We start from the raw sequence: 25,500 nt of genomic DNA, 5'->3' as shown, positions 1-25,500 counted from the left end.
GCGTGGGTTCTTCGGGTACGTTTCATTGCTTTCTTTCTCTGCTTTCTGCCGCCTATCGGCTGCAAGGTTAAGCAAGAATATCACTTAAAACACTGTCCAGTTTTCCGGGTCCACCTCTGTTTCATTCTCTTTGTACTACTCAATCCAACAGCGAAAGCAGATGTTGGTAATCTTTATAGCGATCCTGGACTGGAAAAACTCTTTGAAACAAAACCATTAAATGCATCAGCCAAAGTGGAAGTTACGAAAGTATTAGAAAGTTTGCACACAAAATATTTAAATGAAACAGATCCCACTTTTATAAATGCAATGATGAAAAAATTCCGAGAGGCTAAGATCAATTCATCAAAACCAGATATTGAGTTAAAGATGCAAGCCCTATTAGTTGGTCAAGCTGCCAAGTGTATAACTAGTTTTGCGGTTGAAAAACTGGACAATGCAGGCGCTTTTAATCGTGAGGGGGTTGCCCCCAAAGATATTCTCACTGATCAATATTTTGAGCAGGCTCTCTCAGGCTGTTATAGCACTACGGAATTAGCTTTGGATCAGGGAATTGCCAACAAAAAATCGCCGAGGTCTTTGTCTGTTAATGAACTCATTTTGAACTACGGCACATATGAAAGAAAAGTGATCCCAATATCGGGGTACTTCATATTTGATCAAAATCTTTCTTTGCTGTTGCATAGTCAGGACAATTTGAACAGGGTGAATGTTTATACGTTTAATCTTAGTGATAAAGACATGCTTCGAGTGATGGAGTGTACCTTGGGCTGCAATCTTAAGTTTGAAGCCAGAGTAGATATATATGATCCTCGAAGGAAATACACCATCGGTGCCGTACGGATTCTTGACTAAAGCTAAGGTATACCTTGCTTTTTAAAATTTAATTAACAGGAGGATTCAATGCAGGTTTGGATTTTATTAATGGCATTATTAGTATCAGCAAACGTATTCGCTGGCGAAGCAGAAAATATTACCGCTTGTGTGAGCAAAGCGAAGGAGTTTGCGGGGGTGAGTCTCGATCCATTTTCGGTTAAATACGAAGGTAACTATGTTGCATTCAGTACCGCCAGATGGCCAGAAGCTATATGCGAGGTCAAGGTGGCACAAGTATATAACTTGCAAGTTAATGGCCAGCATTATGTTTACAAGGGTTATTCAGGAAAAGAATCTTATGATTTAGCAATGCAGTTGCAAGCAAAAACCAATGAAGCTATTAAGCAAATGCGCTCTCGTATTGCGCTTATTGAACAACGTGCTGATCAAGCATCTAATAGTTTGCGTAAGCCTAATCCAGACTACAAAAATTTGAGTAAATATGTCGATGAAGGAATCCAACGGTCATTGGGAATTCAGAATCAAGCAAGTGTAAGCCCATAGCTAATTACCCTCAGATGGGTTTAGGTACAACACAGCCAAATCCAATTCGGGTTTGGCTTTTTATTTTAGAAAGGACCAACTATCGCCAATAAAAACAATCACCGTACCATCCTCAAAAAAGCGGCCAGAAAGTCATACGCTGTTACCGACAAAGCTATCAACGCATTCACCGAGACTCATCAGCCATTTCTTCAAAGCCAGAATGAGGTCACATCAACACTCATTTCATTAGGCATCAATCTAGCCATTGAGCGATACAAAATCCGCAAACTTACCAGCGAAAACAACCATGCAGCAGACATCGCCAGATTGATTCTGGATATAGCATGGGCTTTTCTTGAGCCTATCGTTTGGGCTTTAGTCACGACCATCATTTACGGAATTGCTAGCCTGGCAATTTTCGGATTGATGTTCTACATCGTGTTCATCCTGTAACTCAACATTCCAGTTTTCAGTATTCCAGCCTGTCATCGAGAGATGCCGGGCTTTTATTTTTAAAAGGAGACCTATGATCGAAATCAGCACGTACAAACAAGCCTATCAGTTTCATCAAGTCAACAGCATTTCATTAGTCATATTGCAGGACATTGCTTTTACGTTGATGAATGCATGTGATCCACTGAACCCGCAGGTATTTAATAACTCATCTGAACTCACCATAGAGCAACTTGATTCGTTAGCTACCTTGGAAGCCGCCGACTTTTCATTTAATGCTTACCTAGGTGGTGATGTTTATATCTGCGAGTCCGAATCTGAACTATCCAGCATCAAAGCCTTTGATCCGCAGTGGGCTGACGAGCATGGGGAATGGCCAGACGTGACAGACAAGCCAATCGTTTGGGATGTGTTCTATCTCCTGAATAACGAATGGGCAGTGTTTGCCTACCTATGGAACAACGCCGGTGGTGATACTTTTTATGTCCCTAAAACTTTATGGCAGCAAGCCAGAGTAGCTGAACATCGTCAGCTGAGTTAAGCAAATTTCACTGCGGAAAACTAAGCATCTTATATGAGAGCAAAAAGCCTCATTCCATTATTCAATTTAATTTTAATCCAGGAGTTTCTATGAAAGTAAAACGTATCGTCAAAGTGGGCGAGTGCCTAAACCTGTCTGCGAAATACAAACTGACTTATCACATTGGTATTGATGACCAGGACGCCATTATTATCAGCATCGCTAGTAATGAAGGGGGAGGGTACTACTCGAAAGAGTGGGTAAAGCTGGACACGATATTAGCCAAGCTGGAATCAGCTAAAAGGCCACTCACATCATTTTCATTGCATGGCATTTTCGAAGGTAAGTCAGCTAACACACCGGGTTTCATGTTCGCTGTGCTTTATGCCGAAGGCTTGGTAGAGCGGGATATTGAAAACCCACGTGTCTATTTAGCTTCTGATCCAAAACCAGTCATTGAGTTGATTGAAGCACTCATCAATAGCGGCACTGACATCAAAGTTTCAAGCAATTCTGATGGTGCAACGCCATCAAAATCTGAACCTAAAAAGCAGCCAGCCAAAAAGTCTGGACTTCACCCGCTTTACTAGACACCTTTAAGCCGTAATAATGGCAAAAAATAAAAGTGCAGTGTGCGTGGTAAACGTTACCCAGAAGAATTCAAAATAGCAGCAGTCCGTCAAATCACAGAAGGCGGATAAGTACCTTCAAGTTTTCCTAATATTGCTGCTTTCATCAGCCTTCTAAATGAAGGGCACTCCAGGTGCGAGGGCGCTTTGCAGGCGGCGGCATGCTTCAGGCATTTACTCATGATATTCAATCGTTTGATTGATTCATCAATCTGATCAGCCTTATTCAATAACTTGTCGCGGTCAATCACCGGTGTGTTGTTATCGCCGAACATGGCAATGATTTCAGAGAGCGGGAAATCAGCCGTTTTTGCTAATGAGATCAGTGCAAGATGATCTAATATTTTGGGCGAGAAGACTCTTTGCAGCCCATGCCGGCCGACCGATTTGATCAAACCAATTTCTTCGTAGTATCTCAGTGTCGATGCGGGAACGCCTGTTTGTTTCACGACTTCAGAAATGTTCATTGAGTACTTGACCTCAAGTTAACTTGAATTTGTATAGTGCTTGAACTTGCATGATTGAGTCAATAAGGAGGCATGGAATGAACATACAGGGTGTGGTATTTTTAAATGGCATTATGCTTGGAACGACGGCCACGGTCCTTTTTGATCTATGGCTGTTATCGCAGAAACTCATGGGGCGCAGAGTTTTGAATTTTGCATTGTTGGGGCGATGGATAGGCCACTTCAAACAGTTAAAGTTTGTTCACAAGCGCATTGCAGAGGCGCCAATAGTCCCTTTGGAGTTGATTATTGGCCTGATTGCCCACTATGTCATCGGGATTGGGATCGCAGTGCTTTTGCTCTTGGCTGTTCATGAGGGATGGCTTTTAAAGCCAGATATTTTTGCAGCACTGTCTGTGGGCGCCTGCACTGTTGTTTTTCCATTGTTGATTATGCAACCTGGTATGGGCGGAGGGCTTGCGTTTACTAACACAGCCAGCCCATTCAAAAACTGTCTTAACAGTTTGTTCAATCACATGGTCTTTGGTTTGTGCCTTTATCTGGCAGCAATGCTGATGCGGATGTTTCACTAGATACTTAATATTTAAGGAGTACGTATATGCAATATAAATTACCCAAAAAATTCACACCGGTTGTGTTTGCTTTTTACATGTCGGCGATTATGGCGTTACTGATGTGCATTGTCATCGTTGCAATCAATACTGGGGTCAGTGGAAATTATTTTGATCGGGTACTTCACGCTTACGCCTTGGCGATGCCAATTGCTTTTTTGGTTCTGCAGGTGGTGAGGCCGGTCGTTTTGAAGTTGGTGGAGGTAACTGTTTGCCGCACTTAGTAGTGATAAGGCACGTGTCTGGGGTTTGCAAAGCAACATTCCACGATGGCTAAATTAGGCGGCATGTAGGTTGTGAGCGATAATAGTGCCCTTAGCATTTTTTGCAGCCTTCCCGGAATATCTCAATGGAAATCAAGGTCAACTTTCTCGATAAGCTACGTTTGGAAGCGAAGTTTGATGACTTCACGATCATTGCCGATCAGCCTATTCGCTACAAGGGCGATGGCTCGGCCCCTGGGCCGTTTGATTATTTTTTGGCCTCCTCTGCGCTGTGTGCAGCTTATTTTGTGAAGTTGTATTGCAGCACGCGCAATATCTCCACCGAAAATATCCGGTTATCGCATAACAATATTGTCGATCCGGAAGATCGCTACAAGCAGATTTTTAAAATCCAAATCGAGTTGCCAGCGGATATTTCGGACAAAGACCGTCAGGGGATTTTGCGTTCGATTGACCGCTGCACGGTGAAAAAAGTGGTACAAGCCGGGCCGGATTTTGTGATTGAAGAAGTGGCGAGCCTGGATGCCGATGCGCAGGCGTTGCTGACCGTAAACCCAGCCACGGAGGCGCAGACGTTTATCACCGGCAAAGATTTTCCGCTGGAGCAAACCATTGCCAATATGACCCGCGTATTGGCAGATCTTGGCATCAAGATCGAGATTGCTTCGTGGCGCAATATTGTGCCGAATGTGTGGTCGTTGCATATTCGTGATGCGCATTCGCCCATGTGCTTTACCAATGGCAAGGGCGCGACCAAGGAAAGCGCGCTGGCCTCAGCCTTGGGTGAGTATATCGAGCGGCTGAGTAATAACCATTTTTATGCCGGTTCGTATTGGGGTGAGGAGATTGCCAATGCGCCGTTTGTGCATTACCCGAACGAGCGCTGGTTTAAACCGGGCCGCAAGGATACGCTGCCTAAAGAGATTCTGGATGACTACACGCGGGAAATTTACAACCCTGATGGTGAGTTGCGTGGCTCACACCTGATCGATACCAACGCTGGCAATGTCGAGCGCGGCATCTGCGCGCTGCCGTTTGTACGGCAATCGGATGGCGAGGTCGTCTATTTTCCGTCTAACCTGGTGGAAAACCTGTATGCCAGCAATGGCATGAGCGCGGGCAATACGCTGGTGGAAGCGCAGGTGCAATGCTTGTCCGAGATTTTTGAGCGGGCAGTGAAACGAGAAATCATTGAAGGTGAAATCGCCTTGCCGGATGTGCCGCAGGACGTGCTGGCGAAATATCCTGGCGTAGTGGCGGGGATTCAAGGGCTGGAAGAACAGGGCTTCCCCGTGCTGGTAAAAGATGCTTCGCTGGGTGGGCAATATCCGGTGATGTGTGTGACCTTGATGAATCCGCGCACTGGCGGGGTGTTTGCCTCATTTGGCGCGCACCCGACCATGGAAGTGGCACTGGAACGCAGCCTGACCGAGTTGCTGCAAGGTCGCAGCTTTGAAGGGCTGAATGATTTGCCGCCACCGACGTTTGCCAGTGAGGCGGTGACTGAGCCGAATAACTTTGTTGAACATTTTATTGATTCCAGCGGCGTGGTGTCGTGGCGCTTTTTTAGTGCCAAGGCTGATTACGACTTTGTGGCGTGGGATTTTTCGGGCGAGGGCCAAGGAAACAAAGAGAGTGCCAATGCCGAGGAAGCCGCCACATTGTTTGGCATGCTGGCCGAGATGGGCAAAGAGGCCTATGTGGCCGTGGTTGACCAGTTGGGCGCAACGGCTTGCCGCATTCTGGTACCGGGGTATTCTGAAATTTATCCAGTGGAAGACCTGGTGTGGGATAACACCAATAAGGCTTTGTTGTTCCGTGAGGATATTCTGAACTTGCATCAACTTGACGATGCCCGCTTGCAAGCCCTGCTCGATCGTCTGGAGAATAATGAGCTGGATGATTATGGTGATATCGGCACCTTGATTGGCATTCAGTTTGACGAGAACACCGTGTGGGGTCAGCTCACGGTGCTGGAGCTCAAGTTGCTGATCAATCTTGCTTTACAACAATTTGAAGACGCGCACGACCTCGTTGGGGCGTTTTTGCAATACAACGACAATACGCTGGAACGCGGCTTGTTTTATCAGGCCTTGAATGCGGTGCTTGAAGTGGTGCTGGATGATGACCTCGCGCTGGCAGATTACGAGGTGAATTTCCGCCGCATGTTTGGCGATGCCCGCATGGACGCAGTACTGGGGTCTGTGGATGGCTGCGTGCGCTTTGCTGGTCTGACGCCGACCAGTATGCAGTTAGAGGGTCTGGACAGGCATCATCGCCTGATCGACAGCTACAAAAAACTGCATGCCGCGCGCGCCAAGACGGTGCTGGCTTAGGTCACGCCTGACCACGGCTAGCCATCGTCGATCATTCAGTCATGAAGCCAGCGGTATCCTCTTCATCCTTGCATCCACGTAACCTGCATCGCAACGGCTACGACTTTGCCGTGCTGGTGCAGGCGCACCCCGCGCTTGCCGACTATGTGCGCCCCAATACTTATGGCGATGACTCGATAGACTTTGCCAATCCGCAAGCGGTCAAGGCGCTCAATCATGCTTTGCTCCGGCAGTATTATGGTGTGGCGGTGTGGGATATTCCCAAACATTACCTCTGTCCGCCGATTCCGGGGCGGGCCGATTATGTGCATTATCTGGCCGATGTATTGGCGGCGCATGGGCATGCGCAGCAGGTGCGGTTGCTGGATATCGGCACCGGCGCGAATCTGGTGTATCCGCTGATTGCGGCGCATGCCTATAAGTGGCAGTGTGTGGGCGTGGATATTGATGCAAAAGCCTTGCGCAATGCTCAGCACATCATCGAGACCAACGGCTTGCAGCAGCAGATTTCACTCCGTCAGCAGCCGCATCCGGCGTCAATTTTCAAGGGCGTGATTTTGCCGGGCGAGCAGTTTACCGTCACCTTATGTAACCCGCCGTTTCATGCCTCTGCTGCCGAGGCGCAGGCGGGTACACAACGTAAATGGCGCGGCCTGGGCAAGCGCCCACCGCAAGCGCTGAATTTTGGCGGGCAGGCCAATGAGCTGGTGTATGCGGGGGGGGAGGCGGCGTTTTTACAAACCATGATTACCGAGAGTCGCCAGTTTGGCAAACAGTGCGTGTGGTTTAGCACGCTAGTTTCCAAGGCGAGCAACTTGCCGCTGGTATACCGTGAACTGAAGAAGGTACAGGCGCTGGCGGTGAACACGGTAGAGATGGAGCAAGGTCAGAAACAAAGCCGCTTTGTGGTATGGACGTTTCAGCAATAAAAAGCCTGACGCTGACTTACACATTCGGCCTTGCCTTGCAGGGGGGCGGATGGAGGATTGCAGCGAAGGGCTTTTGCTGGGGATACGGTTTCAGCGCGCGCAGCCCCTGTTTGCTTGAGTGCCTTAACAGGTGTATGGATTCGTCTCTGGTTATTTTTAAACGCTTGTATTAGCATCACTGAACAATAATGCATTGCTTGATAAAAGATAAAGCGAGTGCCATGAATTTAGATAAGCGTGTTGATGAGGCTTTGTTCCATCGGTTAATCGCCAGTTCTCCTATTCCATTGATAGGCAGTGCACTCGGCAGTCTTTTGGTGGCAATGCCACAAATAGGCACCCACAAAGGCCCGCTTTTTATTGGCTGGTTATGTGCGGTTTATGCCATCACTGGTCTGCGTGTGGTTTTCACCAAAGTCTGCCAGTCGCAATTAAACAAGCATGGATACACCTATCGCCTGGCTATAAAGTATTGTTTGACGATTGCGTTATCGGGCATTGCCTGGGGGGCTCTAGGTTTTTTTGTCAGTGATGCCCCGCCAGTGACAGTCGTTTTAGTGGTGACTGCGATTCAGGCGATGGTCATGGGGGGGGTGGTCTCGCTGGCCACGTTTATCCCAGCATTTTTTGCTTTTAGCATTCCGGCTATTCTGCCTCTTATTTATTTATTTTCTATTGCCAGCAATGCACACGACAAAATTATTGCGCTTTACAGCGCGATTTTTTTGCTGTTGATGGTCGCAGTTGCATATCGATTCAATCAGTCTTTAAGAAATTCGCAGCGTATCATTTTTGAAAATGCGGATTTGATATACTCATTGCAGGCAGCCAATGCAAAAATACTTTTGCAAAATATAAAATTAGATCATGTTGCACATCATGACCAGTTAACCGGGCTCCCTAACCGTATCATGCTGGCACAGTGTATGCAGCAGGCACTTGAAGTCGATCAGCTCAAAAATAATAGAATTGCGGTGTTATATATCGATTTGGATGGTTTTAAAGCGATTAACGACACGCTGGGTCACGATGCGGGTGACGCAGCCTTGTTTTCTGTGGCGCAACGCTTAACCACGGCTATTCGTAGTGCAGATGTGCTGGCACGTGTCGGCGGAGACGAGTTTGTTATTTTGTTGTCAGACTTGAATGCGCATGGTGAGCTTGCTGTGGAAAAAGTCGCCCATAAATGTTTATCGGCCTTTGAGCAGCCTTTTATGATTCAGGAGCAGTTTTGCCGCCTCGGTGCTTCTATTGGTTTAGCCATCTGCAATAAAGGTGATACCCCAGAAAGCTTATTGGCCGCTGCTGACAGTGCGATGTATCAGGCCAAGTTGCTGGGCTCCGGGCATATGCATTGGGCGCAATAACCCCATGCGTGTTTAACGGTTGTTTTTTTGTCTGGTCATTTGTAAATACAGGGTTTCAACCTTGTCCCTTGCCCAAGGGGTGCGACGCAAAAATTTAAGACTGGATTGAAGACTGGGTTCATGGCTGAAGCAGTTGACCGGAATGCGGCTGGACAATCCTTGCCATCCGAAATGCGCTTCTAGTTCAGTCAGCATGTGTGCGAGAGTAACGCCATGCAAGGGATTGTTGGTTTGTGTGTGCGTGATGTTAGGTGTTTTTTCAGGCTTGGGCATTTTGCCAGTATAGCAAACTGCATCCTTTACCCACTGTGCTGTTTTCTCAGTGATGTTTTAACAGAAAAGTGTTAACAGTGCATGTCGTGTAGGGGGGGGGCTTGTCGGATGGAGGCATTCAGTCGCTGGATCATTTGTGCCAGTGTGTCTGCAATCATGTTTCTTGTGGCCTTTTGTTCAAACATGACAATCTGCTTGCCAGTATTTTCCGGATGATTGAAATGTGCTTGCCATGCCTGAATCTGACAGCTGGCTTGTTGTAAGCGCTGCGCATTGCGTTCAGGCGGTATTTCAAACTCGTTTTTTGCGCCATAGGCATCAAACAACAAGGTTTCTAGGCCTACTATCAACGGTAAAATGTGGTCACCCATGTATTCAGGGTTCAATACCAACGACACCGCCTCAGTTTTTTGCTGGCCGCGAATGGCATCAAATTTCCAGTTGGCTTTGCCATCAAACACCCATTCCGTCATCTCTCTGGCGCTTACTTGTGTGCTTTTGGCCAGTTCCTCCGGGTATTGCGTATACAGTGCCAGCATTAAAGTACGTAATGCTTCTGTATGCCCAGTCATTTCTGCTTTTGTGGATTGCAATGCCGTTGGCATGGCAGATGGATTACTTTTCTTTTCATGCAGATTTTTTGGCCATGCTGGCTGCGCCACTTGCAGTAGGGCGCTGAGTAATAGCAGCGAGACTATGGTGTTGGGTGGGGCGAACATGATCAATAAAGAGGCTTTTTGTTTAAGGGGCCAGTTAAGTAATAAGCAATGTAACAAAAAATGCTAACCTGCAATATGGGTGTTTTTCACAACATGCCACCATAACAATGAGGTGCTCACAATTTTTATTTGCGCAAATTAGCGTTTGCGATAAGAATTGCTATTTGCATGGGGCTGAGCGGTATGGCCGCAGATTGGCATCGCTTAGGCTGCGTTCCCAGGTAATCAATACTTGCAGGTACGCAGAACCCTACTGCGCAGACATCCCATGTATTAGTTTGTGAGCGAAAATGGATATGTAAATGGCTATACAGGAAGTGTCATTCTCACGTTTGGTTGTGGTCATGCAAGTGTTGCTCGCACTGGTTGGTATGGCGGTGGGTGGCTACGTCTATGTCACGTTGCAAATGGCAGATATTCAGCGCATTAAAGTGCATGTGGTGACGGTGGTGAGCGATGAGCATCGTCGCTCTGAGGAATTGGCAAGGTTGGCGCGCTATTATGTGCGTACCGTGGATGCACAGGTGCGACAGCATTATGAGGCCGTTGCTATGTTGTATGACGGTTTGTCCCCCGCATGGCAACAGCTTGCCACACAGGGTGACTTTACCCTCAGCGAGCGTGATCAACTGACCGTCATGCACATGCATTTGCAGCAATTGCGAGCTATTGAGTTGCAAGCAGTCAGGTTGGCTCGGGTCAATGAGCCTAAGGGCCCACCTCTCAACGCGTCAATTGCATTGTTAAGCGGAACGACCTATCAGCATGTTCAGCAAGATGTGTTTCAGGCGCTGGATGCGTTTTCGACAAGACTTCAAACCCGATTGCAAGCAGCGTTAAGCAAGCTTGCATTTCGCCTGGTGTGGTTGCAGTGGTTGCTAATGGTGTTGTTTCTGCTGCTCGGATATATGTGCTTGCATACAGTGCGTCGCTTAAAGCAAATATTAGGTGCAGATGTTGATAAGGTGCATGCAGAAGCGACTCGTTTGTATCACGGCACCTTGCAAGAGGCCATCGTCGTGCCGTCTGGACTGGGAGGCAGCGTACTTGGGCGGCTGGCAGAAATTCAAAAACAGCTTGGCAGTGCCCGTACGCGAGAGCATGCGGCTCGAAAAAACAGTCAGCGTCAGGCGCAGTTATACCTTGCCTTGCGTCAATGTAACCAGGCTATTGTGCGTTGCCAGAGTCGTCAGGCCTTGTTTGAGCAAATTTGCCGCATTATTGTGGTGTTCGGACACGCCAAAATGGTCTGGATTGGTGAACTGGATGCCGATAATGAAACGATCTTGGCTGTTGCTACTTATGGTGAAGGCACTGACTACTTAAATCGAGTAACGATTTCGGCAAATATGGATATCGCCTCGGGAAGAGGGCCTTGCGGATTATCCATTGCTACGGACAACCCTTGCTGGGTGGACGATTTTCTAAACGATTCACGTACCGTGATGTGGCATCAACATGCCGCCCAGTTTGGTTGGGCAGCCTGTGCCTCGCTACCACTTCACTGCGCGGGCAAGGTGGTTGGGTGCTTGTCTCTGTATGCGGATCAACCCGGGGCTTTTGATTCGGAAGTCCAGAATTTGCTGCTGGAAATGGCCGCAGACATCGATTTTGCTCTGGATCGGTTTGCCATTGAGTCGGAGCGTGCGCAATATCGTGAAAGTTTACGCTTGAATGAGGAGCATGCAAGGCAGGTGCTTGAAAACGCACTGGATGCCGTGATTAATATTGATGCTTATGGCGTGATCACGGAGTGGAGTGGCTCGGCATTAAGGATTTTTGGCTATACACGTGATGAGGTGTTAGGTCGTAATCTGGCAGAAGTGATTGTTCCACCAGTGCACAGAGAGGCCCATGCTACGGGCATGCAGCGGCTGTTGCAATCCGGCGAGCCGCATTTGATTGGCAAGCTGATTGAAATTACTGCACTGCGACGGGATGGGGCCGAGTTTCCGGTCGAGCTGACGATTGCCAGTATTGCGCGGGACGGCGAGCACTACTTCAGCGCCTTTGTGCGTGATATTTCAAGACGTAAGGCATCGGAGGCGCGCATTACTTACCTTGCAAATTACGATGCACTGACCGGATTGCCAAACCGTAATCATCTCAACGAGTGTGTCCGCAAAGAAATACAGCGGGCACAACAATTTCAAACACAGTTCGCTTTGATGTTTCTCGATCTTGATCATTTTAAGGATGTAAATGACAGTCTGGGCCACAGTTTTGGCGACAGTTTGCTCATTGAGTTGGCGCAGCGCTTTCAGGCTTTATTGCGGCACGATGACGTCATTTGTCGCTTGGGAGGAGATGAGTTTGTATTTCTTATCCATGGCGCTGATCATCAGGCGGCAAAAGAAATGGTTGAGCGCTTGCTATGTGTCATTGATGAGCCAATACAGATAGAGCAATATCAGTTGTCTGTGAGCGCATCCATCGGGATTACCCTCTATCCGGATGATGGCGAAGATATTGAAAGCTTGCAGCGTAATGCGGATGTGGCGATGTATCGCACCAAAAAAGAGAGTCGTAATGGCTATCGCTTTTTCAGCAGTACCATGCAAATACAGTCTGCGCGTAATCTGCAATTGGTTAATGCCTTGCGGCAGGCTATTACCCTGGAGCAGCTGGCAGTTTTTTATCAACCACAAATTGATTTGCAGACGCAAGAAGTGATCGGTGTTGAGGCCTTGTTGCGCTGGACGCATCCTGAACTTGGCCCCATTTCACCTGCTGAGTTTATCCCCTTGGCTGAGTCGAGTGGGCTGATTATGTCGATTGGTGGTTGGGTGCTGGAACAAGCGGTTCAACAAATTCAGTGTTGGCATGCTGAGGGTTTCGAGAATATGCGGGTGGCGGTCAATCTGTCCAGTATTCAGTTTCGTAATCCGGAACTGCCCGTGCTGGTGGCAAAGGTCCTTGAAAAGCATGCCCTGTCGCCTGCGTTTCTCGAGCTTGAACTGACCGAAGGTGTGGCACTTGAGGATCCTGTGGGGGCGATGACCATGATGGACGCACTGGATCAGCTTGGGGTGCGATTATCGATTGATGATTTCGGAACGGGATATTCATCACTCAGTTATCTGAAGAAATTTAAAGTATACAAACTCAAAATTGACCAGTCATTTGTGCGCGATATCAGTACGGATGAAGAGGATAAGGCGATTGTGATTGCCATCATCCATCTTGCCCGTAGTTTGGGCCTCAAGACCATTGCCGAGGGGGTTGAAACCCCCTCGCAACAAGACTTTCTGCAATCACATGGCTGTGATGAAATGCAAGGGTATTTGTTAAGCAGGCCGTTATCCAGTGTCGATGCTACCGTTTTTCTGCGGTCCAGATATCCCGAAAGTTAAAACACTTAACGCCGGGTTAAGGATGTTGCCGGTCTGAATAGCGATATATCTGTGCGCTGGGTGCAAGCCCTTACTGTTCAGGAATCACGGTATCCAGCCATCGCAAAAGCAAAGGGGCAATGAGCAAAATACAGACAAACGCGGTAGGCCAGGCAATCAGGAGGCTGTGTAACCACTTGTCAAAAAACTGACTGCTGGCAACGTGGTTATTCAACAATATTGCCAGGCAGACAATGTTTACTGTCACCAGCGACATCAGTGCTGCAAACAATCCCTTTTTGAGTATGCGCAGGTGCATGGTATCGGTGTGTTGGCTAAAGCTTGTGAGTATGCTTTACCATGGCAATGCATCAGCTTCATGAAAAAATCCACCTGTAGGTCCGGTTTCATCCAGCGTAGCCAGCCTGACTGAAGTCTTCCAGCTATCGCTGATTTCCATCGGCGCATGTGGACCACCCAGCTCGGTTTTGACCCAGCCTGGATGTGCAGAGTTGACCTTAATTGCGCTGTCTTTCAAGACATGCGCCAAATGAATTGTAAACATGTTCAAGGCACTTTTAGAGGCGTTATAGGCCAGGCCTTTAGCAGCTTCAATCGGTGAGTTAGGTGTGCTGTGCAGCGTTTGTGACCCCAGAATGCTGGTCAGATTGACAATGCGACCTGCCGGTGAGCGCTGTAACAGTGGCAGCAACGCCTGTGTGAGTGCCACCACTGCAAAAAAGTTAGCTTCGAATGTCGACTTCAACACTTCCTGTTTTATGCTGATGGCATTATTTTGACCGATCAGATCCTCTTTTAATATGCCGGCATTATTAATCAGGATGTCCAACTGGCCAAAGCGTGCTTCAATCGCCTGCGCAACTGCAGTGGCTGAGTGGGGCTGGCTGGCATCATAATGCAGGTACTCTGCATCCACACCGTTTTGAATCAATTGCTGTACTGCCTGCGCACCTTTGCTCGCATCACGGGCGCCAATCACGACTTTAATGCCTGCCTCCCCCAAATGTTTTGCGGTTTCAAATCCTATGCCGCGATTCGCACCTGTAATAAAAGCAATACGTTGACGAGAATTCATTTTTGTCTCCTATTATTTATTTACCGATTGGTATTTAAATAATAGGGCCCTCTTTAAGGAGTGTCAACATATTTCTTACCAAGTGGTATAATATTTAAAAAAATGAATGAGGGACTCATCAATGACAGAGATTGAAATGCGCAAAAAACGTGGCCGTCCGGCTGCATTTGATTACGATACAGCATTAGATCAAGCCATGTATGCATTCTGGCGGTATGGCTATGAAGGTACTTCCATGAGTACGCTGATGGAGGCCATGCAGATGAATAAAACGAGTATTTACGCTGCCTTTGGCAGTAAAGAGGCCTTGTTTGAAAAAGTTATTGCACGCTACATCAATGGCCCGGCTGCTTTTGTCATACAGTCACTCAATCAGCCAACGGCTGAAGCCGTGGTGCGCAGTCTGTTGACCACCGCCGTGCGCAATCTGACCTCTCCGCAAGCACCCAACGGCTGCCTGGTCATTCAGGGTGCATTAAGCTGTAGCCCGGAGGGTAAAACCATACAGGCGCTACTTGCGGGCATACGCCGAGAGATAGAACAGCGTTTGTATGAGCGCTTTGAACGCGCCAAAGCCGAGCATGATTTGCCGGCAGAGGCTGATGCTAAAGTGCTAGCAAAACTGGCATTGACGCTACACCAGGGGATATCGGTGCAGGCCTCTACGGGCGCAAGTGAAGCAGAACTCACTGCGATGCTGGCATTCGCGCTGACCCTTTTTAAATAGAGATGACTAAAAAGCAAAAGCAACAAGAGCGTTAAAGGGTGTGCGTTGCTTGTGCCAGACTTGTATCGCTCTGAGCGTCGATCAGAATCGGGGTCTCTTCTATTTTGAGGAGACGTCTGCACAAAGGCTGATTCATCGGCTTTAATCACAACAATATAAAAAAACTTGATTCTCGCACTGGCGACCACCTTGGAAACTGAATGCACTGTCAGTGCCATAATGACCAGTGTGCGCGTTTTCTGGTCAAGCAGCTTTGCGCGCGAAAGTCTTTTGATCTTCCATTTTATCTCCAGTCAACACTGGATATCTGTTTGTTGATTACCCATTTACAACAGGAATACAAAATAAAACCTTGACCATTTTAATGAGAATGATTATCATTTAATTAATCTCAACAAGATTAGGAGAACACTGATGAGACATCAGAAAGTGGTCGGACAAACCCTGTTGGCCGGTCAAACGGTGTGCAAGGTGCTTTATCACAAATCTTCCGACATGGTTGAAGTGGAAGTCGGTGGTACGACTTTAAAGTTTGAGGCCAGCAGCTTTATTTTGATGAACGAGATGTTACGAAAAGCAGCTGCGAAAATTGTGATGCAAACCGATATTGAGTGGGTAGCTTGAGAGGTGAATGATGAATGCAATAGAAGTGAATATGAACGCGATAATTAAAGACCCTGCTTTGCCTGATGCGGAGTCAGTGATGGCCTCGTTGCTGTATGTAGCAACACTTTACATAAAAAAACCTACAATGGATTTGGCGAAAATGGCTTTGCGGCTGTCCGAAACGCTGACCCTGCCTGAATATGCAGAGTCAGAATTGATTTGCAGCGTGTCCCGGCGCATGTGTGTGCAATGGACATTGCTGGTTAATGAACACGAGCAAGCAGCAGGGGTGGGCAAGTGTATCTGAATAAAAATATCCTGGAAACTGTGTATGCCTGTTCTGCAAGGAGTTTTGATGCGTGATCGTGGCGGATGTAAAAGAATTCTGTTATCAGGGCATTCCGGCTTTCGAGTTCACTTTTGCGAGACGCATCGTACAATTGAACTCGAAATCGGTGTGATGAGTTTGCGACTGGATGAGGATGCGCTGGCTTTGTTAAGCCAGACCTTGCAGGAGTCTGTCAGAAATCTGCAAGGTCTGGATAACAGTGATGAGCGCTTTGAGGCGTTTATGCGGCAGTTGAAAAGTAGCTGACAATCACGCCTGTTAATCAATTAAACATCGCAACAAGCGCAAAAAAAGCCCCAATTATGATGGGGCTTTTTGCGAGTTAACATTTCGTTTAGCTCGGGTTGAGGGTTAGCTCGGGATTTTTGCGGAAACGTTTTTGGTCAGATCACTTAATGTTTTGTTTAATGTGTTGAATGCACCTTCATCCAAGCCTGTGTCGCACGCGACCCTTTTTTGTATATCCGAGAGCTTGCTGCGTAATGCCTGACCTTCCTCCGTCAGGCTGACAATCACAACACGTTCATCATCTTTCTGGCGAGTACGTTTAGTCAGCTTCTTGACTTCAAGGCGCTTGACTACTGGCGTAATTGTTGCCGGCTCCAACAGCAGTTTTTCCGCGATTTCCTTGATGGAGAGTTGGCTATATTGCCACAATGCAACCAGGACCAAATATTGCGGATAGGTCAAATTAAGCTTGTCCAGATCTGGCTTGTAAGAACGCAACAAAGCATGCGTTGCAGAGTAGAGAGAAAAGCACAACTGATTTTCCAGATATAAATTAGGCATGTGATACTTGTATGTAAAAGTAATTGACAAAGATGGATTACAGCACCATTTATCAGTGCTGTCCATAGTCGATTCGTCATTAGTGGTAACAATTTGTATCTTTTACAAGACTGACAGAATTCTTAGCAGAATTGCGTGTTTTCTGACGCACTAAAGAAGTGTAAGTGTTTAATAATTATTGATAAATATTTTTCGCAATGGTATTTTGCGATGGTTTATGTTAATGCAAAATAAAAAAATGAATCATTAAGGAAATTAAAGCTGTATCTGATTTGTCAACCAGCAAAGAATGCTCAGTGGGCTAAAAAAATAAATAGATGCCATTGCTGACTGGAATCAGCTACACTTTTTTGAAGTAGCACATAATAATGTGCTGTTATTGATTGGTATGACGTCATTGGAAAAATATGAGTACAACGCTCCCTCAGTCTAGCTTGGAAATCCTGGAAAAAATCGTGGCTGAAAGTTGTCATTGCAAGTTACGCGAGCATTGTCCTGATAAAAGTGCGCCCGAATGTTTGAAGCATCGGAATATCTATGGCGAAGCAGTGCTGGCGCACAAGTTGACGCAGCTTGGTTAATTGGTCGTTGGCATTGCCTGATTTTGCTGTTGTAGATGCTTCCCTCAATTACCTTTCTTGATCTGGAAACCACTGGCGCAACGCCTTTGCGTGACCGCATCACCGAGATCGCGCTGGTCCGTTTTGACCACGGCGTAGAAACTGCTCGCTGGCAGACATTGGTCAATCCTGAACAGCCGATTCCTCCGTTTATTCAATCGCTGACTGGCATTAATGATGCGATGGTGGCTGATGCACCGCGGTTTGCCGAGGTGGCGGATACCTTGCTGGCTTTTCTTGAAGGCAGCGTGCTGGCCGCGCACAATGTACGCTTTGATCATGGCTTCTTGAAAAGTGAGTGCAAGCGTTTAGGCATTACGCTGCGGCAGAAAGTGCTGTGTACCGTCAAGCTGTCACGGTTACTGTATCCCCAGTTTTTCAGCCATGGCATTGATGCCATTATTGAGCGTCATCAGATCAGCGGGCTTGCCCGACATCGTGCGATGGGCGATGTTGAAGCTATTTTAATCATGCTGGCAGATGCGAGGCGAGATCTTGGTGAAGGCGCGGTCAGGGCCGCTGCCGAAAAGCTGATGTCGGCGCCAACTTTGCCACCGCATATCGATGCGCATATGGTGGGTGAGTTACCAGAAGCGCCAGGCGTTTATTTGTTTTATGGCGAAAATGATTTGCCATTGTATATAGGCAAAAGCATCAATCTGCGGGCGCGGGTGTTGTCGCATTTTAGTGCCGATCATGCCTCCACCAAAGAAATGCGCATGACGCAGGAAATGCAGCGGTTTGAGTGGATCCCAACGGCTGGTGAGTTCAGCGCACTGTTATTGGAGTCGCGCCTGGTAAAAGAGCGCCAACCCATATATAACCGTCAGTTACGCCGCGAGCGCCAATTGTGCAGCTGGCGATTGGACACGCAGGCGCTGCCTTTGTTGACACTGGTGGGTGAGGATGATATTCACCCCGCTGACATGGATTGCCTGTTTGGTACCTTCAAGAGCAAACGGCAGGCCACCGAGGCGCTGCGCAAAATAGCTGAGCAACACCAGTTGTGCCTGAAAGTGCTGGGGCTTGAGAGTGACCGCACCGGACCTTGTTTTGCCTATCAGCTCAAACGCTGTAAAGGCCTCTGTTGTGGTCAGGAATCCGCAGGAATGCATGCCTTGCGCGTGCAACAGGCGTTAATTGCACACAAACTCAAGAGTTGGCCTTTCGCCGGAAAAATTGGTATCGAAGAGTACAGTCTCGATCATGATTTGAAACAAATTCATGTGTTCGAGCACTGGACTTATCTGGGGGTGGCCGAGGATGACGAGACCTTGCTGGCTTTACGGCAACAATCGGCATTGCTCAAGTTTGATCTTGATACCTATAAATTGCTGCTTAAAATGCTGGCGCAAAAAAAGACCCGCGTGCTGAATCTGTCTGTCTGAGGATATGACGCATAGACTGTCAGCGTTCAAGCGCTCCGTTATATAAAAACCGTAGCGAAACACGCGGGTAAGGGGCGCTTGAATATCATGGCGAATAAAAGGTGGTCTTGCTGACTACGGTTTCACCTGAGGGGTGTGCGGTGACTTCCAGACGAATCTGCTGACTTCCTGTTTTTTCCGGATGTGTCAGGCGAATGCTGAGTGGAATCAGGGCTTCGCCGGCTGCCGTGAGGGTAATTTGCTGTTCGGATTGCACGCTCAGTCCTGCCAGTCCACTGGCTTGAATCTGATAATGCTGGGTGGTTTCGGTGGCATTGGACAGATGCAGCTGATACAGATTTTCTACACCTTCATTCGTTTCACGGTACATGATGTTGCGGTCACGCATGATGTCAACCATAAAGCCAGGTTTGCTGGCAAGGCTGTAGGCAAACACCGCCGAGATCACCAGCAGAAGCGCGGTGTAAATCAGTACACGTGGCCGCAGCAAATGCCGCCAGGTGGCTTGCATGGCCTTGCCATCGGCCGTTGCAAACTTGATTAGCCCGCGCGGATACTGCATTTTATCCATGACCTGGTCACAGGCGTCAATGCACAGGCCGCAACTGATGCATTCATATTGCAGGCCGTTGCGAATGTCGATGCCGGTTGGGCAGACTTGTACGCAGATATTGCAGTCCACACATGCCCCCAGCCCTTGTTTCTGCGGGTCAGTGTCTTTGCTGCGGCTCCCACGCGGCTCCCCTCTGGCACTGTCATACGCGACAATCAGGGTGTTATTGTCGAACATGGCACTTTGAAAGCGAGCATAGGGGCACATATGCTTGCACACTTGCTCACGCAAAAAGCCGGCATTGCCATACGTGGCCAGGCTGTAGAAGCCTAGCCAGAACCATTCCCATCCACCCAGTTGCATGTGTTGCAGACCCGCGAACAGTTCGCGTACCGGCGTAAAGTAGCCCACAAACGTAAACCCTGTGATCAGCGAAAATGCCAGCCATGCACCATGTTTGCTCAGCTTGATTCTGGCTTTTCTAACCGTGATGCCAGGTTGATCCAGCTTGATCCTGGCCAGCCGGTCGCCCTCTATCTTGCGTTCCATCCATAAAAATATTTCGGTATACACAGATTGTGGACAGGAAAATCCACACCATAAACGCCCGGCCACCGCGGTAAATAAAAACAGTGCCAGCGCGCAGATAATGAGTAGTAGCGCAAGATAGAACAGGTCTTGCGGGTAGATCACGAGACCAAACAGGTAGAAGCGGTGTGCGCCAATATCCAGTAAAAACGCTTGCCTGTCGCCATGCTGCAGCCATGGCAGGCCATAAAACACCAGTTGGGTCAGCCAGATCATGGCCCAGCGCCAGTTTTTGTAATAGCCACTGAGGGTGCGCGGATAAATTTTCTGTGTCTTCTGGTAAAGTGAAATGGTCTGCTCAGTGGCGGGGGTAGCGACGATCGGGATCACAGGATGGTTGCGGGGGGAGGACATACAAACACGCTCGTCTTAACAATGGGATGAGCGTGAGTGTAGGGCAGGGTGTAATAATAAAACAGATTCAGTTGTTAATTAAAAAACCATATCAGTTCAGGGCGGAGGCTGTGCGATGAGTCGGCCCAATGTCTGTAATGCCTGTGCACTGGCAGCATTCCACACATGCCCGACATTGAGGCAATGTAGTTGGAAAACTGCTGCTTTGACGCAAACATATGCCCGGGTGCCAGGCTGATATTGTGCTGGATCGCTGATTGAAACAGCATCAGGCTATCTACTTTTTCGGGAAGTTGTATCCAGAGAAAATAACCTCCTTGCGGCGGTGTCATGCGGATATCGGTTGGAAAATAGGCGCTGATGGCCTGGCTATATTGCAGTTGTTGCAACATCAACTGGTGCCGGAGCTGGCGCAAATGCTTGTCATACCCGCCTTTGGTCAGGTAGCACTGCAAGTGCGCGTTGTGCTTGCAATGAGGTGGCAATGAGGTGGCAATGAGGTGGCAATGAGGTGGCAATGAGGTGGCAATGAGGTGGCAATGAGGTGGCAATGAGGTGGCAATGAGGTGGCAATGAGGTGGCAATGAGGTGGCAATGAGGTGGCAATGAGGTGGCAATGAGGTGGCAATGAGGTGGATATTTTAAGTGTGGTCACGGCCTCGGTAAACCGTCCGGCAGACACCCAGCCAACCCGGTACCGGGTGCCAGACACTTGAAAAAAGAGCTGCAATGCATCACCCAGCCATCCTAGTCATAGGTCTTGGCCGGCAGTGGCCGCTGCTTACCAAAATACAACTCCCGATAGACATCATCCCCAATCAATGGCAGTTGGTAGCGATGCATTAGTGCCACCAGTGCCTGTTTTTTGGCTTCCGGCATGAGACTGCCAGTTGGATTCTGAAAATTTGTCATCAACCAGCAGGCCTTGGGCCGGTGTTGGATAATGGCATGCTCTAGCGCTTGCAGGTCGATGCCTTCAGCCGGATGGCTGGGTACTTCCACTGCCCGTAACCCTTGTCTTTCGATGGATTGCAGCGCTGCATAAAAGCTGGGTGACTCAATGATCACAGTGTCTCCCGGTTGCGTCACTGCGGCCAGGCAGGGGTTGAGTGCTTCTAGTGCGCAATTGCACACCACAATTTCATCGGCAGAAGTGGACGCGCCATCCAGCTGATAACGTAACGCAATTTGGCGCCTTAATTCGGCATCGTCTTGGCCAATGTCATTGATGGTATCCCATGGGTCGATCCGCCTGACCTCGGTTTCCATCTGTTCAGCCAGTTTTGATAGGGGAAAACAGGTGTGGGTTAGGAAAGGCTGAGTCGAAGGGGGTATGCGCGCTATCCTTGATGTGCGCGAGTAAAGTGAACACTAACTGGCTGATATCGGTTTGTATGGGCACGGAATCATACTGGATATCTGCCGGTTGCAAAGGGCGCAATGCGCTTGCGCCGGTGACGTAATAGCCTGACCGCGGTTTGGCCGCAATCAGCCCCCTGGCTTCCAGCAGATAATAAGCCTGAAATACCGTGGAAGCATTGACCCCTTTGCTTGACTGAATTTGACGGATAGAAGGCAACTTTTCACCGCGACGCAACAGGCCTTGTTGAATGGCGCTGGCAATTTCTTCTGCAATGATTGCGTATTTTTTCACGATTATGCTTTACTTGCGCGGTGAAATGGGTTCTCTGATATGGTTAATTTAATCCAAACTGCAACTGTTCGGCAATTGCGATTTTCCTTAAGCTGAAATTTTCGGCGCGATGCGTGCTTTAGGAGGTCGCAGCACATGGATGAAGTCAGGGTTTCTTACATGACGCAATTAAATAAGCGGGATTATCAATGTTGGCTCTCGGATGACCGTTGCTTAAAGTTGCGGGTTGCGGATATGTTCAGTGTTGTGCTGACAGAGGCCGCCGTGGAAGTGGCGCGCATTACCTTTCAGCCGCTCAGTTCGCTTAATAATGTGGAAATGCCACCCGTTTACCGCGTGGTTTTTTATCAGGCCCCGCAGGGTGAGTTGAGCGCACTGGCCCGAACCCTGTTAGAATCAATGTTGAGTGTTTATGCGTTCTACACAAATGGCACCATCAGACCGTGGCGGGCTTAGGCCGGTGTGGAAAAGTGGATGAAAAAGTAGCATGGCAAATCAAAATGCTTGATGGTCGGCAGCATACGCAAATGTATTTGCATTCTTTGATAAATTGCGTATAATTGCCGGTTCTTTAAAAGGCGATGTTTAAGGCATTATTATGTACGCAGTGATTAAAACAGGTGGCAAACAGTACAAAGTAGCCGCTGGTGAAAAATTAAAAGTTGAGAAATTGACTGGCGACGTAGGTTCAAAAGTGGTGATCGACAAAGTATTGTTGATTGCTGACGGCGAAACTACCACCATTGGAGCACCATTGGTAGCTGGTGCGAAAGTGAGTGCCACAGTGGTTTCACATGGCCGTGGCGACAAAGTGATGATTTTTAAAATGCGTCGTCGTAAGCACTATCGCAAGACTCAGGGTCATCGCCAGAGCTACACAGAAATTCAAATCGATACTATTTCTGCTAAATAAGCAGGCTCTGCGGAATACGCAGATTGCAAAAATAAGGAATCCATCATGGCACACAAAAAAGCAGGCGGTAGTTCACGTAACGGCCGCGACTCACAGGCTAAACGTTTAGGCGTTAAAGCTTTCGGCGAAACAGTGGTAAACGCAGGCAGCATCATTGTGCGCCAACGTGGCACCAAAATGCACGCTGGTGAAAACGTAGGCATGGGCAAAGACCATACCTTGTTCGCATTGGTAGAAGGCAAAGTAAAATTTGCTGTTAAAGGCGCATTAAAGCGTCATACCGTGAGCATCGAAGCGGTTTAATCGCACTTTTATGAAAAAAGCCCTGTCGCTTGACGGGGCTTTTTCATTTATAGTTTCGTGTGCTGGTTGGAATGGGTTTTTAAGCCTGCATCAGTCGCGAAGCGAATCAACGGAACACACCACATATGAAGTTTATTGACGAAGCAACCATTAAAGTCTACGCCGGTGACGGCGGCAATGGCGCTGCCACGTTCCGCCGCGAGAAATACGAGCCTATGGGCGGTCCAAACGGCGGTGATGGCGGTCGTGGTGGTTCTGTGTTTGTGATTGCAGACCGCAATATCAACACGCTGGTGGATTACCGTTATACCCGTACTTTCACGGCCGAGCGTGGTGAAAATGGCAGTGGCGCCGATTGCTATGGCAAGGGCGGTGACGATATGGTGTTGCGTGTGCCAGTTGGCACCACCATCAGTGACAAAGCCACTGGCCAGATGATGGTAGATTTGAATGCCGATGGTTACAAGGTCATGATCGCCAAAGGGGGTACGGGCGGGCTGGGTAATATTCACTTTAAAACCAGTACCAACCGCGCGCCGCGCCAATGTACCAAAGGTGAGCCTGGTGAGGCTTTTGAGTTGTATCTTGAACTCAAGGTACTGGCGGATGTTGGCCTGTTGGGCATGCCAAACGCAGGCAAGTCGACGTTCATTCGTTCAGTGTCTGCCGCCAAGCCCAAAGTGGCTGATTATCCGTTTACAACGTTACACCCCAATTTGGGCGTAGTGCGCGTTGATAGCAATCGCAGCTTTGTGATTGCAGATGTGCCTGGTTTGATTGAAGGTGCGGCTGAGGGTGCGGGGCTTGGGCACCAGTTCCTGCGTCATCTGCAGCGTACCTCCCTGCTGCTGCATCTGGTGGATATCGCGCCCTTTGACGAAATGGTCGACCCAGTGCTGGAGGCCAAGGCCATCGTCAACGAGTTAAAAAAATATGACCAGTCGCTGTACGACAAACCGCGCTGGCTCATCCTGAATAAAATCGATATGCTGGAAGACAGCGCGCAAAAAGTGGCCGAATTCGTCAAGGCTTATGGCTGGCAAGGGCCAGTATTTGCCATATCCGCCATTAGCGGTACAGGCTGCAAAGAGCTGACATATGCCATTATGGACCACATTGATCAGGCACGCGCGCAGCGAGAGGCTGAGGCTGCGCAACCGCAACCAGTCATCGAATAATCAGAATATGCCACTGGTATGACCGTTTCGTTAATTCAAGACAGTAAAACCCTGATAGTCAAAGTGGGCTCCAGTCTGGTCACCAATAATGGCCAGGGTCTGGATAAAACCGCTATCGCCGCCTGGGCGCAACAAATCAGCGCATTGGTCAAGCAGGGTAAGCAAGTCGTACTGGTTTCCAGTGGTGCCGTGGCGGAGGGCATGCAGCGCTTGGGCTGGAAAAAACGTCCGGTCGAAATCAACGCGTTACAAGCGGCTGCTGCAGTCGGGCAAATGGGACTGGTGCAAATGTATGAGCAATGTTTTGCTCAACATGGCCTGCACACTGCACAATTATTGCTGACACATGAGGATCTGGCAGACCGCAAACGTTATTTGAATGCGCGCTCAACACTGCGTACATTGCTTGATTTAAATGTGATTCCCATCATCAATGAGAATGATACGGTGGTCACCGAAGAAATCCGTTTTGGCGATAACGATACGCTGGGTGCGCTGGTGGCAAACCTGATTGAAGCCGATGCGCTGATTATTTTGACAGACCAGCAGGGGCTGTATTCTGCCGACCCGCGTAAAGATCCTGGGGCGCAGTTTATCAACTTTGAAACGGCAGGTAATCCTGAATTGGAAAAAATGGCAGGCGGTGCAGGCAGCGCAGTCGGCACGGGTGGCATGCTGACCAAAATTCTGGCTGCCAAACGCGCAGCCAACAGCGGAGCACATACGGTCATTGCCTCTGGCCGCGAACCTGAAGTGCTGATGCGCCTGAGCCAGGGAGAGGCGGTTGGGACACATTTAAGAGCGGTAAAAATGAAAACACTGGCCAAAAAGCAATGGCTGGCAGATCATTTACGCGTGGGTGGCAAGCTGGTACTGGACGAAGGCGCGGTGAATGTATTGCTCAAGGATGGCAAGAGTTTGCTGCCTATCGGCGTGGTGGATGTGCTGGGCCAATTTGAACGCGGTGATGTGGTGGCGTGTGTAGATGCACAAGGCAAAGAATGGGCGCGGGGCATTGTCAATTATAATGCGAACGAGGTCCGTCGGATCAAGCGCAAACCCAGCAGCGAAATTGAAGCCGTGCTGGGATATATCGAAGAAAAAGAATTGATACACAGAGATAACCTGGTATTGGTTTAAGTGCCAACCAGGCTAAAAAC

The 25,500-nt window shown here is 48.5% G+C and carries 30 protein-coding genes; 20 read left to right on the top strand and 10 right to left on the bottom strand.

Annotated elements, in window-relative coordinates; genetic code table 11:
- From Q9291_RS06085 to Q9291_RS06070, 4 genes are all read left to right on the top strand, one after another.
- Window positions 1-855, top strand: an 855-nt coding sequence (locus Q9291_RS06085) for a hypothetical protein (protein WP_306389136.1), incomplete at its 5' end; no start/stop codon positions are given.
- A 48-nt stretch (window positions 856-903) separates the two neighbouring features.
- A complete protein-coding gene (locus Q9291_RS06080) occupies window positions 904-1,380 on the top strand; it encodes a hypothetical protein (RefSeq protein ID WP_306389135.1) in 477 nt (158 codons plus the stop codon).
- Between the two features lie 508 nt (window positions 1,381-1,888).
- Window positions 1,889-2,356: a hypothetical protein gene (locus Q9291_RS06075; protein ID WP_306389134.1), complete on the top strand. Its 468-nt coding sequence runs from the start codon at window positions 1,889-1,891 to the stop codon at window positions 2,354-2,356.
- Window positions 2,357-2,445: 89 nt separating this feature from the next.
- Window positions 2,446-2,925, top strand: a complete 480-nt coding sequence (locus Q9291_RS06070; protein ID WP_306389133.1) for a hypothetical protein — start codon at window positions 2,446-2,448, stop codon at window positions 2,923-2,925.
- Window positions 2,926-3,014: 89 nt separating this feature from the next.
- Here the strand turns inward: Q9291_RS06070 and Q9291_RS06065 are convergent, their stop codons facing one another.
- A complete protein-coding gene (locus tag Q9291_RS06065) occupies window positions 3,015-3,431 on the bottom strand; it encodes a helix-turn-helix domain-containing protein (RefSeq protein WP_306389132.1) in 417 nt (138 codons plus the stop codon).
- 77 nt (window positions 3,432-3,508) lie between these two features.
- On the opposite strand from Q9291_RS06065, the gene Q9291_RS06060 reads away from it, so the two are divergent.
- The 5 genes from Q9291_RS06060 (at window position 3,509) to Q9291_RS06040 (ending at window position 8,898) form a co-directional block, all read left to right on the top strand.
- Complete coding sequence (locus Q9291_RS06060; protein ID WP_306389131.1) at window positions 3,509-4,003, top strand: DUF2938 family protein; 495 nt, start codon at window positions 3,509-3,511, stop codon at window positions 4,001-4,003.
- A gap of 26 nt (window positions 4,004-4,029) precedes the next feature.
- Window positions 4,030-4,266 (top strand): DUF2798 domain-containing protein, encoded by a 237-nt coding sequence (locus Q9291_RS06055; protein ID WP_306389130.1) that lies wholly within the window; start codon window positions 4,030-4,032, stop codon window positions 4,264-4,266.
- Between the two features lie 125 nt (window positions 4,267-4,391).
- Window positions 4,392-6,602 (top strand): OsmC domain/YcaO domain-containing protein, encoded by a 2,211-nt coding sequence (locus Q9291_RS06050; protein ID WP_306389129.1) that lies wholly within the window; start codon window positions 4,392-4,394, stop codon window positions 6,600-6,602.
- 41 nt (window positions 6,603-6,643) lie between these two features.
- Window positions 6,644-7,531 (top strand): 23S rRNA (adenine(1618)-N(6))-methyltransferase RlmF, encoded by an 888-nt coding sequence (gene rlmF, locus Q9291_RS06045; protein WP_306389128.1) that lies wholly within the window; start codon window positions 6,644-6,646, stop codon window positions 7,529-7,531.
- 221 nt (window positions 7,532-7,752) lie between these two features.
- Entirely contained in the window at window positions 7,753-8,898 is a 1,146-nt protein-coding gene (locus Q9291_RS06040) for a GGDEF domain-containing protein (RefSeq protein ID WP_306389127.1), read from the top strand.
- Between the two features lie 12 nt (window positions 8,899-8,910).
- On the opposite strand, the gene Q9291_RS06035 is transcribed toward Q9291_RS06040, so the two are convergent.
- Together Q9291_RS06035 and Q9291_RS06030 are read right to left on the bottom strand one after the other, a co-directional pair.
- Window positions 8,911-9,171 (bottom strand): VF530 family protein, encoded by a 261-nt coding sequence (locus tag Q9291_RS06035; RefSeq protein WP_306389126.1) that lies wholly within the window; start codon window positions 9,169-9,171, stop codon window positions 8,911-8,913.
- Between the two features lie 71 nt (window positions 9,172-9,242).
- The gene (locus Q9291_RS06030; protein WP_306389125.1) at window positions 9,243-9,890 is read right to left on the bottom strand and encodes a hypothetical protein; all 648 of its coding nucleotides are present in this window, start codon (window positions 9,888-9,890) and stop codon (window positions 9,243-9,245) included.
- Window positions 9,891-10,192: 302 nt separating this feature from the next.
- On the opposite strand from Q9291_RS06030, the gene Q9291_RS06025 reads away from it, so the two are divergent.
- The gene (locus Q9291_RS06025; RefSeq protein ID WP_306389124.1) at window positions 10,193-13,243 is read left to right on the top strand and encodes a bifunctional diguanylate cyclase/phosphodiesterase; all 3,051 of its coding nucleotides are present in this window, start codon (window positions 10,193-10,195) and stop codon (window positions 13,241-13,243) included.
- Between the two features lie 70 nt (window positions 13,244-13,313).
- Here Q9291_RS06025 and Q9291_RS06020 read toward each other — a convergent pair whose 3' ends face one another.
- Together Q9291_RS06020 and Q9291_RS06015 are read right to left on the bottom strand one after the other, a co-directional pair.
- Complete coding sequence (locus Q9291_RS06020) at window positions 13,314-13,541, bottom strand: DUF2798 domain-containing protein (protein ID WP_306389123.1); 228 nt, start codon at window positions 13,539-13,541, stop codon at window positions 13,314-13,316.
- A gap of 36 nt (window positions 13,542-13,577) precedes the next feature.
- Window positions 13,578-14,318 (bottom strand): SDR family oxidoreductase, encoded by a 741-nt coding sequence (locus Q9291_RS06015; RefSeq protein WP_306389122.1) that lies wholly within the window; start codon window positions 14,316-14,318, stop codon window positions 13,578-13,580.
- A gap of 121 nt (window positions 14,319-14,439) precedes the next feature.
- Here Q9291_RS06015 and Q9291_RS06010 point away from each other — a divergent pair, with 121 nt between their 5' ends.
- The 4 genes from Q9291_RS06010 (at window position 14,440) to Q9291_RS05995 (ending at window position 16,246) form a co-directional block, all read left to right on the top strand.
- Complete coding sequence (locus Q9291_RS06010; protein ID WP_306389121.1) at window positions 14,440-15,045, top strand: TetR/AcrR family transcriptional regulator; 606 nt, start codon at window positions 14,440-14,442, stop codon at window positions 15,043-15,045.
- A gap of 414 nt (window positions 15,046-15,459) precedes the next feature.
- Entirely contained in the window at window positions 15,460-15,669 is a 210-nt protein-coding gene (locus tag Q9291_RS06005) for a hypothetical protein (RefSeq protein WP_306389120.1), read from the top strand.
- A gap of 31 nt (window positions 15,670-15,700) precedes the next feature.
- Window positions 15,701-15,958, top strand: coding sequence for a hypothetical protein (locus Q9291_RS06000; RefSeq protein ID WP_306389119.1), 258 nt, complete (start codon window positions 15,701-15,703; stop codon window positions 15,956-15,958).
- Between the two features lie 48 nt (window positions 15,959-16,006).
- Window positions 16,007-16,246, top strand: a complete 240-nt coding sequence (locus Q9291_RS05995) for a hypothetical protein (RefSeq protein WP_306389118.1) — start codon at window positions 16,007-16,009, stop codon at window positions 16,244-16,246.
- A gap of 105 nt (window positions 16,247-16,351) precedes the next feature.
- Here the strand turns inward: Q9291_RS05995 and Q9291_RS05990 are convergent, their stop codons facing one another.
- The gene (locus tag Q9291_RS05990; RefSeq protein WP_306389117.1) at window positions 16,352-16,789 is read right to left on the bottom strand and encodes a MarR family winged helix-turn-helix transcriptional regulator; all 438 of its coding nucleotides are present in this window, start codon (window positions 16,787-16,789) and stop codon (window positions 16,352-16,354) included.
- 616 nt (window positions 16,790-17,405) lie between these two features.
- Between Q9291_RS05990 and Q9291_RS05985 the strand changes: the two genes are divergently transcribed.
- Window positions 17,406-18,797, top strand: coding sequence for an exonuclease domain-containing protein (locus Q9291_RS05985; protein ID WP_306389116.1), 1,392 nt, complete (start codon window positions 17,406-17,408; stop codon window positions 18,795-18,797).
- An 85-nt stretch (window positions 18,798-18,882) separates the two neighbouring features.
- Here the strand turns inward: Q9291_RS05985 and ccoG are convergent, their stop codons facing one another.
- The 4 genes from ccoG to Q9291_RS05965 form a co-directional block, all read right to left on the bottom strand.
- Complete coding sequence (gene ccoG / locus Q9291_RS05980; RefSeq protein ID WP_306389115.1) at window positions 18,883-20,292, bottom strand: cytochrome c oxidase accessory protein CcoG; 1,410 nt, start codon at window positions 20,290-20,292, stop codon at window positions 18,883-18,885.
- 74 nt (window positions 20,293-20,366) lie between these two features.
- On the bottom strand, window positions 20,367-20,747 hold the full coding sequence (locus tag Q9291_RS05975; RefSeq protein WP_306389114.1) for a hypothetical protein: 381 nt from the start codon (window positions 20,745-20,747) through the stop codon (window positions 20,367-20,369).
- A gap of 292 nt (window positions 20,748-21,039) precedes the next feature.
- On the bottom strand, window positions 21,040-21,561 hold the full coding sequence (locus Q9291_RS05970; RefSeq protein WP_306389113.1) for an aminotransferase class I/II-fold pyridoxal phosphate-dependent enzyme: 522 nt from the start codon (window positions 21,559-21,561) through the stop codon (window positions 21,040-21,042).
- 4 nt (window positions 21,562-21,565) lie between these two features.
- Window positions 21,566-21,946, bottom strand: a complete 381-nt coding sequence (locus Q9291_RS05965; protein ID WP_306389112.1) for a GntR family transcriptional regulator — start codon at window positions 21,944-21,946, stop codon at window positions 21,566-21,568.
- Window positions 21,947-22,105: 159 nt separating this feature from the next.
- Here Q9291_RS05965 and Q9291_RS05960 point away from each other — a divergent pair, with 159 nt between their 5' ends.
- From Q9291_RS05960 to proB, 5 genes are all read left to right on the top strand, one after another.
- A complete protein-coding gene (locus Q9291_RS05960; protein ID WP_306389111.1) occupies window positions 22,106-22,402 on the top strand; it encodes a hypothetical protein in 297 nt (98 codons plus the stop codon).
- A 142-nt stretch (window positions 22,403-22,544) separates the two neighbouring features.
- On the top strand, window positions 22,545-22,859 hold the full coding sequence (rplU, locus tag Q9291_RS05955; protein ID WP_306389110.1) for a 50S ribosomal protein L21: 315 nt from the start codon (window positions 22,545-22,547) through the stop codon (window positions 22,857-22,859).
- A 45-nt stretch (window positions 22,860-22,904) separates the two neighbouring features.
- Entirely contained in the window at window positions 22,905-23,162 is a 258-nt protein-coding gene (gene rpmA, locus Q9291_RS05950) for a 50S ribosomal protein L27 (protein WP_306389109.1), read from the top strand.
- A gap of 125 nt (window positions 23,163-23,287) precedes the next feature.
- Window positions 23,288-24,340, top strand: coding sequence for an Obg family GTPase CgtA (gene cgtA, locus Q9291_RS05945; RefSeq protein WP_306389108.1), 1,053 nt, complete (start codon window positions 23,288-23,290; stop codon window positions 24,338-24,340).
- 18 nt (window positions 24,341-24,358) lie between these two features.
- Window positions 24,359-25,480, top strand: coding sequence for a glutamate 5-kinase (gene proB / locus Q9291_RS05940; protein ID WP_306389107.1), 1,122 nt, complete (start codon window positions 24,359-24,361; stop codon window positions 25,478-25,480).
- Window positions 25,481-25,500 lie beyond the last annotated feature (20 nt).

It is taken from the genome of Methylophilus aquaticus (assembly GCF_030769565.1).
Taxonomy (GTDB): Bacteria; Pseudomonadota; Gammaproteobacteria; order Burkholderiales; family Methylophilaceae; genus Methylophilus; species Methylophilus aquaticus.
Note: the sequence above shows the minus strand (reverse complement) of the source record. Positions and strands in the feature narration are given on the sequence as shown.